9 protein-coding genes are annotated in these 8,087 nt (G+C 62.5%); all 9 read left to right on the top strand.

Going from position 1 to position 8,087, the window contains the following annotated elements:
- Positions 1 to 165: 165 nt before the first annotated feature.
- The 9 genes from ACVOLL_RS05785 to ACVOLL_RS05745 all read left to right on the top strand — a co-directional run bounded on the left by ACVOLL_RS05785 (position 166) and on the right by ACVOLL_RS05745 (position 7,983).
- Positions 166 to 672, top strand: a complete 507-nt coding sequence (locus tag ACVOLL_RS05785) for a DUF1249 domain-containing protein (RefSeq protein ID WP_481512023.1) — start codon at positions 166 to 168, stop codon at positions 670 to 672.
- A 53-nt stretch (positions 673 to 725) separates the two neighbouring features.
- A complete protein-coding gene (locus tag ACVOLL_RS05780; RefSeq protein ID WP_282266280.1) occupies positions 726 to 1,214 on the top strand; it encodes an NUDIX hydrolase in 489 nt (162 codons plus the stop codon).
- 197 nt (positions 1,215 to 1,411) lie between these two features.
- On the top strand, positions 1,412 to 2,026 hold the full coding sequence (locus ACVOLL_RS05775; protein ID WP_481512022.1) for a CDP-alcohol phosphatidyltransferase family protein: 615 nt from the start codon (positions 1,412 to 1,414) through the stop codon (positions 2,024 to 2,026).
- A gap of 54 nt (positions 2,027 to 2,080) precedes the next feature.
- Entirely contained in the window at positions 2,081 to 3,223 is a 1,143-nt protein-coding gene (gene phaE / locus ACVOLL_RS05770; protein ID WP_481512021.1) for a class III poly(R)-hydroxyalkanoic acid synthase subunit PhaE, read from the top strand.
- Positions 3,220 to 4,287: a class III poly(R)-hydroxyalkanoic acid synthase subunit PhaC gene (locus ACVOLL_RS05765; protein ID WP_481512020.1), complete on the top strand. Its 1,068-nt coding sequence runs from the start codon at positions 3,220 to 3,222 to the stop codon at positions 4,285 to 4,287. The genes phaE and ACVOLL_RS05765 overlap by 4 nt, the downstream gene beginning before the upstream one ends.
- Positions 4,284 to 4,658 carry a YfeK family protein gene (locus ACVOLL_RS05760; RefSeq protein ID WP_481512019.1) on the top strand — a complete coding sequence of 125 codons (375 nt, stop codon included), beginning with the start codon at positions 4,284 to 4,286 and terminating at the stop codon, positions 4,656 to 4,658. Before ACVOLL_RS05765 ends, ACVOLL_RS05760 begins: the two co-directional genes overlap by 4 nt.
- Positions 4,659 to 4,713: 55 nt before the next feature.
- Positions 4,714 to 5,148, top strand: a complete 435-nt coding sequence (locus tag ACVOLL_RS05755; RefSeq protein ID WP_481512030.1) for a hypothetical protein — start codon at positions 4,714 to 4,716, stop codon at positions 5,146 to 5,148.
- A gap of 126 nt (positions 5,149 to 5,274) precedes the next feature.
- On the top strand, positions 5,275 to 5,490 hold the full coding sequence (locus ACVOLL_RS05750) for a hypothetical protein (RefSeq protein WP_481512018.1): 216 nt from the start codon (positions 5,275 to 5,277) through the stop codon (positions 5,488 to 5,490).
- Positions 5,491 to 5,604: 114 nt separating this feature from the next.
- Positions 5,605 to 7,983 carry a Tex family protein gene (locus tag ACVOLL_RS05745; protein WP_481512029.1) on the top strand — a complete coding sequence of 793 codons (2,379 nt, stop codon included), beginning with the start codon at positions 5,605 to 5,607 and terminating at the stop codon, positions 7,981 to 7,983.
- Positions 7,984 to 8,087 lie beyond the last annotated feature (104 nt).

Genomic DNA, 8,087 nt, shown 5'->3' with positions numbered 1-8,087 from the left:
TGGTTTACCAGAGCCGCGAGTATTGCTGTGGCTTCATTGAAGCCAGCTTCGCGGCTGACGCCGCTCCCACAATACTTCGGGGCTGCCGGTGTAACGCCGCTGCCGAGCATGGCTCGGCACTACCGGTGATGCCACCTGCACGCCTCGGCGTGTAGGATCAGTTCCATGGCAGGCGCACTCTCCCGCATCGATCGCATCCCCAGACTCAGCCGTCTCGGCTGGTTGATGGGCTTGTACGCGGAAAACCACGATCATTTGATGCGTCTGTTTGCACCAGACCGGTTGCAGGTGGGCAGCCACCTCTCCAGCATCGGCGACGGGCTTGATCTACGCCTGGATGTGATCGAATGCCACCGCTATACGGTGGAACTGCGCATGACCTACGACCTGTGCGATCCGGTCACCGGCGAGCCTGATCCATCGGCATTCGTTCGGCTGTACCGCGATGCGCGTCAGGCTGAAACCACGCATTGCTACGTGGGCCGACGCTGGCAGGACGTGATGGGCATGTATCCGCCGCCGGAAGCGCTGATCAGCCACCGCATGCGCATGAACACCTTCCTTGGGAAATGGCTGGAATACCTGGCCGAGCGCGGTCACGGTGTGGCCACGCTGCGTCGGGTTGACGAAACGGTAGTGCCAATCCGGCGCATGGATGTACTGCCCGGCTGAGGCGCGAGCTGCTCATCGGTCATACTGCACGCCCCTTGGTTCCGGTTGTCGCTATGCCGTACACCCCGATTATGGCCACGCTTGGCTATGTGCTGTCTGCCGATGGCAGCAAGGCCTTGATGATTCACCGCAACACCCGGCCCGGTGACATGCACCTGGGCAAGTACAACGGGCTGGGCGGGAAGATGGAGGCCGATGAGGACATCCTCGCCTGCATGCATCGCGAGATCCGCGAAGAAGCTGGCATCGAATGCGGCACGACGCGCCTGCGCGGCAGCATCAGTTGGCCGGGCTTCGGCAAGAACGGTGAGGACTGGTTCGCCTTCATCTTCGTCATCGACGACTACACCGGCACGCCGATGGAGGTTAATCGGGAGGGCACGCTGGAATGGGTTGCAGTGGACCAGCTGGAATCGCTGCCGCTGTGGGAGGGCGATCGCCACTTCCTGCCACTGGTGTTCGACGCGGACCCGCGCCCGTTCCATGGGGTAATGCCGTACCGCGACGGGCGCATGCAGTCATGGAGTTACACGCGCCTGTAATGGCTTGCTGCAGTGGTGTCATGTAGCCCGCTCCGGCGAGCAGCACTGGCTTCGAGGCCGTTGGAGTGATCCGGACACGAACGTGTCCGGGTCCAGCGCTGGCGTGTCGCACATCGGGCACGCTGGCCAGGCGCGGGTACTGTCCACTGTTCAGGTGCTCGCGGTACCCTGTTGCGGTCCATGTACCGTGAGTTCCCATGAAACGCCATTTCTCGATGCTCCGTGAGTTCCAGCTCGCGGACTGGTTCACCCTCGGCAACGCGTTCTGCGGCACCGGCGCGGTGTTCGCGGCGATGCGCTTCCTGCAGGACGGTGAGCGCGGCTTCCTGATGTTCGGCATGGCCTTGATCCCGCTGGCGTTTATCTTCGATGCGCTGGATGGCCGGGTTGCGCGCTGGCGCCAGTCCTCGTCCACGTTGGGGCGCGAGCTGGATTCGCTGGCCGATGTCATTTCCTTCGGCGTAGCGCCGGCTGCCCTGGCTTATGCCTGCGGCATGCAGGGCGGTTGGGACTGGTTGATCCTGAGCTATTTCGTCTGCTGCGGCGTCAGCCGGCTGGCCCGTTACAACGTCACCGCCGTGGAAATCGCCGGCGAGTCGGACAAGGTGCCGTATTTTGAAGGCACGCCGATTCCGACCAGCTTGGCCTTGGTCATTGTGTTGGCCTTGGCGGCCCATTTCAGTGCGATCGGCCCGGCGCTGTGGGGCGGCAGCTGGCAGCTGGGGCCGTGGCAGCTGCATCCGCTGGTGCTGCTGTTTGCGCTGTCCGGCTCACTGATGATCAGCAAGACGCTCCGGATTCCCAAGCCCTGACGCCGATGGGTCGATCGCATTGCTATCATCACCGGGCATCCCGGGAGTAAGGCAATGGCGGCGGCAGGCAACAACGACAACGCGGATTTCGAGGCCAGCATGCGCGGCGCCTGGGAGGCATGGTCACAGGCCATGCAAGGCCCTGGCGCAGCGGCAGGCGGTGATTTCCCCTGGCGTGAAAGCATCGCCCAATGGACCCGCCTGGTCAGTACCGATACGCCGCCGGAAGTGCAGGCGCTGGGCGCGCGCTTCCAGCATCAGGCCGGCGACTGGCTGGGCATGATGCAGCAGGTAGCCGCGCGCTTTGCCGGCCGTGATACCTCGGCGGCGGAAGTGGCCGGGGCGTGGCGCGAAGCGGTGCAGGCGGGGCAGGGTGACGATCTGCTGCAGTGGATGCTGGGCGCTGCACGCGGTGGCAATGCACTGAACGATCAACCCTGGCTGCGCGAGTTCGCCAAGGCAGCACAAAGTGGCTTTGGCGGCGGCGATTGGTTGAATGCGCCGGCATTCGGTCCGGCGCGTGAGCATCAGGCGCGTTGGCAGGCTCTGCTCAAGATCCAGCAGGACTACCAGGCGCGCGCCGAAGCCTATGTGGATACGATCCGCAGTGTTCTGGACGATGCCTTCAAGCGCTTCGAGGCCAAGCTGGCTGAGCACGAAGTGCCCGGCAGTCAGTTGACCAGTGCGCGGGCGATGTTCGACCTGTGGATTGATGCTGCCGAAGAAGCGTATGCCAAGGTGGCGCTATCCGAAGATTTCCAGCGCATCTATGGCGAGTTGGCCAACGCCCAGATGCGTCTACGCGCGGCGTCGCAGAGTGAACTGGAGCGTGCCTGCGATGCGATGGGCGTGCCTACCCGCACGGAGATGGATGCGGCGCATCGGCGCATCGCCGAGTTGGAGCGACAGGTGCGGCGTCTGATCGCGGCGACGCAGCAGAACAGTGCGCCTGCGCAAGCCGCACCTGCGACCAAGCCGGCAAAGCCCTCGGCAGGCAAGGCAGCCGGCAAGCCAGTGAAGCCTCTACCACAGCAAACGGCGACACAGCAGGCGAAGAAAGTCAGCAAGAAAGCTTTGAAGAAGGTCGCACAGAAGACCGCGGTGAAGAAACCTGCTGCAAAGAAGCCCGTTGCCAAGAAAGCAGTTGTTGCCACCAAGTCGAAGCCCGCGCCTGCCCGTCGCAGGAGCGCCAAATGAAGGGGCCGCTTGGTTTTGGCAACGATGACCTGCTGCAGGAAACACTGCAATGGCAGCGCAAGCTGGTAGATGGTTTGAAGCTGCTGCCCGGCGTTGAAGACGTGGACTACGGGGTCACCGAACGCCAGGAAGTGTGGAGCGATGGCAAGGTCAAGTTGTATCGCTTCGTCAACGATCAAGCCGATACCAGCAAGCCGCCGTTGTTGATTGTCTATGCGCTGGTCAACCGGCCATATATGGTCGACCTGCAGGACGGCCGCTCGCTGGTGCAGAAGCTGCTGGCGCTGGGTCAGGACGTGTATGTGCTGGACTGGGGCTACCCGGATCGCTCGGAGCGCTTCCTGACCCTGGAAGACTATCTACTGCGCTACATCGATGGCGCGGTGGATCACCTGCGGGCACAGCGAGATGGCGCGCCGGTCAACCTGCTCGGCATCTGTCAGGGCGGCGTATTCGCGCTGTGTTACAGCGCGCTGCGCCCGCACAAGGTGCAGAACCTGATCAGCATGGTGACGCCGGTCGATTTCCATACTGCGGACAACATGCTCTCGCATTGGGCGCGGCACGTGGATGTGGACCTGTTCGTCGATACGCTGGGTAACATCCCGGCCGATCTGATGAATGCCAGCTACCTCATGCTCAAGCCGTTTCGCTTGAACGTGCAGAAGTACGTGGGCTTGATGGACATCCTCGACGACAAGCAGGCCTTGGAAGACTTCCTGCGCATGGAGAAGTGGATCTTTGATTCGCCGGATCTGGCGGGCGAGACTTTCCGCCAGTTCGTCAAGCAGTTCTATCAGGCAAATGGTCTGATGAATGGCAGTATTCGCATCGGCGACGAGGCGGTGGATCTGGCCAAGGTGCAGATGCCGATCCTGAACATCTATGCCGAGCAGGACCATCTGGTGCCGCCGGCTGCATCCAAGGCGATGCAGGCGCAGGTTGGCAGCACCGATTACACCGAGCTGGGTTTCCGCGGTGGGCACATCGGCATCTATGTATCCGGGCGCGCCCAACGTGAAGTGCCTGGTGCCATCAACGATTGGTTGAGTAAACGCGTATGAAGCTGATCTGCAATTTTTTGCTCGCTGCAAGCTTGGCTGTGGTGGCCTTGCCGGCAAGTGCTGCTCCCAGCGCGGCAACCCAACGCGAGATCACCGGTTTGATGCAGGCGCTGGAAACCTCCGGCTGCCGCTTCCAGCGCAATGGCACTTGGTACGACGCAGTTGCCGCGCGTGGTCATCTGCAGCGCAAGTACGACTATCTGCTCAAGCGGGACATGGTCGACAGCAGCGAACAGTTCATCGAACGCGCCGCCAGCCGCAGCAGCATGAGCGGCAAGGCTTACAAGGTTTCCTGCAGCGGTGCGCCGGAGCAGGATGCCTCTGCGTGGTTCCTGCAGCAGCTGCACCGCCTGCGTACACCGGCTCGCTGATGTCAGCGCTGGCGGCCAGATCGACAGCGCAGGTCTGAGTCTCATGCGGCTCGAGATGGCCCCGATGTGGTTGCGAATCCTGGGCGGGGTCTGGACCTCGCCCAATAGCTTGATCGGTCTGATCGCTGGTTCGCTGGGCAGCCTTGCTGGCGCACGCCCGTATTGGAGCCGCAAGGAGTGCGCACTGGTATTCCGGCGCTGGCCTTGGGGGCCGGGCGGCGCGATCACGTTTGGCATGGTGATCCTGCACACCGGCGAAGATCTGAATGGTTTGTGCCAAACCTACGAGCATCGCGCTGGCCGCTGCGAGCACCCGCGCGTTCGCTTGGGCGATCATGAGCGCGCGCATGTCTTTCAATACCTGGTGCTGGGCCCGCTGTTCCTGCCGGTCTACCTGTTGTGCGGCGGTGTGAGCGTGCGTAATCCGTTTGAACGTGCGGCGGATTACTACGCCATGCATGGCCGGGGTTGGTGGCCTGGTCGCAACTGAGAGTGCAGTCATCGATGTTTATGCGGCGAGTGCTGACATCAAACGACAACCTTTTATGTACATCTCTGTAACGTGACCCCGCGTATCGTTGCACCTGTTACAGATCCAACAGGAGCACGAACCACCATGGCAGTTGTTCTTTATATCGGTGGCAGCAAGGATGGCGATAAGGGTGTGTTGCCGTACGGCTTCAGCAAAACCCGCGCAGATACCGAGCATGGCCCGGAAATTTACGTCGAACGGATGATGAGCGTGACCGGCAGGGGCGCGATGCGGGTCATGGTGCTGGAAGACCTGCGTGACGACATCGCCAGCCAACGGCTGTATCAGCATCTAGCCTGAGTATTCAGGCGCGCGCGCCGGGCGGCAGGTCCGGCGCGTGCTGTCAACGGCTTTCCCCCGGGCCCGCGCATTGCCAGAATGGCAGCTTCCGTCACCGTGGTTACCGCACCGGCAATGCAAGACATCAAGCTCGCGCAGCAGATCGCGCAGACAATCGCCGACGAGATCGGCGCACAAGCCACTCAAGCCAAGGCAGCCATCGCGCTGTTGGATGAAGGTGCCAGTGTTCCGTTCATCGCCCGCTACCGCAAGGAAGTGACCGGTGGCTTGGATGATACCCAGCTGCGCAATCTCGAAAACCGCCTGACCTATCTGCGCGAGCTTGAAGATCGCCGCCGTGCGGTGCTGTCCAGCATCGACGAGCAGGGCAAGCTCAGCGATGCGCTGCGCGAGCAGATCATGGGCGCCGATACCAAGTCGCGACTTGAAGATCTGTACCTGCCCTATAAGCAGAAGCGTCGCACCCGTGCGCAGATTGCCCGCGAGGCGGGGCTGGAGCCACTGGCCGATGGCCTGCTCGGCGATCCAATGCTGGATCCGCAGACTTTCGCTGCAGGCTTTGTCGATGCCGAGAAGGGCATCGCCGATACCAAGGCCGCGCTGGAAGGCGCACGCGCGATCTTGATGGAGCGTTGGGGCGAAGACGCTGCACTGGTTGGCGAACTGCGCAACTGGCTGGCTGGCAACGGCATCATTCGGGCCCGCGTTGCTGAAGGTAAAGAAGCCGAAGGCGCCAAGTACCGCGACTACTTCGAGCATGCCGAAGCATTGGCGAAGATTCCTTCGCATCGCTTGCTGGCCTTGTTCCGCGCGCGTCGCGAAGAATTCCTGTTCCTTGAGCTGGACCCCGGCAATGATGCCGAAGCCGGGCATCAGTATGCGGAAGGCCGTGTCGCGTTTAACGCCGGCATCGCCAACAAGGAGCGGCCGGCTGACCGCTGGCTGCTGGATGCCTGCCGCCTGACCTGGCGCGCCAAGCTGCATATGCATCTGCTGCTGGACCTGTTCAATCAAGCCCGCGAAAAAGCCGAGGCCGAGGCGATTGCGGTGTTTGGCGACAATCTGAAGGATCTGATGCTGGCAGCGCCGGCCGGCCCGAAGGCCGTGCTCGGTCTGGATCCGGGTATCCGCACCGGTTGCAAGATCGCCGTGGTCGATGCCACCGGTAAGCTGCTGGCTACCGATACGGTGTATCCACATGAGCCGCGCCGGCAGTGGGAGCAGTCGCTGCAGACGATCAAGCAACTGTGCATCAAGCACAACGTCGAGTTGATCGCGATCGGCAACGGCACTGCAAGCCGAGAAACCGACAAGCTCGCAGGCGAGGCAATCGCTGCCTGCGCCAATCCCAAGCTGCAGAAAGTGGTGGTCAGCGAGGCCGGTGCGTCGGTGTACTCGGCCTCCGAGTTTGCCGCCAAGGAGTTCCTTGGATTGGATGTATCGCTGCGCGGCGCCGTTTCCATCGCGCGTCGCCTGCAGGACCCATTGGCTGAGCTGGTCAAGATCGAGCCCAAGGCCATTGGCGTGGGCCAGTACCAGCACGACGTGGATCAGTTCCGCCTGGCGAAGGCGCTGGACGCGCGAGTTGAAGACTGCGTGAATGCCGTCGGTGTGTTCGTCAATACCGCCTCGGCAGCGCTGCTGACACGCGTGTCGGGTTTGTCATCGACGGTGGCTGAAAACATCGTTCGCCATCGTGATGAGAACGGGCCGTTCAAGCGCCGCAAAGACCTGCTCAAGGTCGCGCGCTTGGGCGACAAGACCTTTGAACAATGCGCGGGCTTTCTGCGGATTGCTGACGGTGACGAGCCGCTGGATGCCTCCGCCGTTCACCCGGAAGCATACCCGGTGGTGCAGCGCATCGTTGCGGCCGCCGCGCGACCGATCAAGGCGCTGCTGGGTGACGGCAGTTACCTGCGCAGCTTGAAGGCCGAGCAGTTCACCGACGAGAAGTTCGGCGTGCCGACCGTGCGCGACATCCTCAAGGAAATGGAGAAGCCAGGCCGCGATCCGCGTCCCGAGTTCAAGGCGGCCCGTTTCGCCGAGGGCATCGAGGACATCAAGGATCTGCGCGAAGGCATGATTCTGGAAGGCGTGGTCAGCAATGTTGCCGCGTTCGGTGCGTTCGTCGATATCGGTGTGCACCAGGATGGCCTGATCCATATCTCGGCGCTGTCCGACACCTTCGTCAAAGACCCGCGCGACGTGGTCAAGGCCGGCGACATCGTCAAGGTCAAAGTCCTGGAAGTGGATGTGGCGCGCAAGCGCATCGCACTGACCCGGCGCCTGGAAGATGCGCCCGCGCCGGCCAAAAAGCCCGAGCGTGACGAGCGTGGTGCAGGGCAGGGACGTGCTGCTGGCGCTGGGCGCGACAACGGTCAACGAGGCCAGCGCAACAATGCGGGCAATGGTGGCGGCCGACCGGCAGTGTCTGCAGCGCCCGCCAACAACGCCCTGGCCGATGCATTTGCACGGGCAAAGCGCGGCAGCTGAGTCAGCTGCCGCAGGACCGCATCAATCTTGTAGGAGCGGCGTAAGCCGCGAAGCTGACAATGCTGAGGCACCGGGCGCCACATTGCCCGATGACGTTTCTGCTT

The sequence above is a fragment of the Stenotrophomonas sp. STEN035 genome (assembly GCF_056759935.1).
Note: the sequence above shows the minus strand (reverse complement) of the source record. Positions and strands in the feature narration are given on the sequence as shown.

Bases quoted from the DNA above. Each gene is read 5' to 3' on its own strand.
- ACVOLL_RS05780 (WP_282266280.1), top strand. From the start codon at position 726: ATGCCGTACACCCCGATTATGGCCACGCTTGGCTATGTGCTGTCTGCC.
- ACVOLL_RS05775 (WP_481512022.1), top strand. From the start codon at position 1,412: ATGAAACGCCATTTCTCGATGCTCCGTGAGTTCCAGCTCGCGGACTGG.
- ACVOLL_RS05765 (WP_481512020.1), top strand. From the start codon at position 3,220: ATGAAGGGGCCGCTTGGTTTTGGCAACGATGACCTGCTGCAGGAAACA.
- ACVOLL_RS05755 (WP_481512030.1), top strand. From the start codon at position 4,714: ATGGCCCCGATGTGGTTGCGAATCCTGGGCGGGGTCTGGACCTCGCCC.
- ACVOLL_RS05785 (WP_481512023.1), top strand. From the start codon at position 166: ATGGCAGGCGCACTCTCCCGCATCGATCGCATCCCCAGACTCAGCCGT.
- ACVOLL_RS05750 (WP_481512018.1), top strand. From the start codon at position 5,275: ATGGCAGTTGTTCTTTATATCGGTGGCAGCAAGGATGGCGATAAGGGT.
- ACVOLL_RS05760 (WP_481512019.1), top strand. From the start codon at position 4,284: ATGAAGCTGATCTGCAATTTTTTGCTCGCTGCAAGCTTGGCTGTGGTG.
- ACVOLL_RS05745 (WP_481512029.1), top strand. From the start codon at position 5,605: ATGCAAGACATCAAGCTCGCGCAGCAGATCGCGCAGACAATCGCCGAC.
- phaE (WP_481512021.1), top strand. From the start codon at position 2,081: ATGGCGGCGGCAGGCAACAACGACAACGCGGATTTCGAGGCCAGCATG.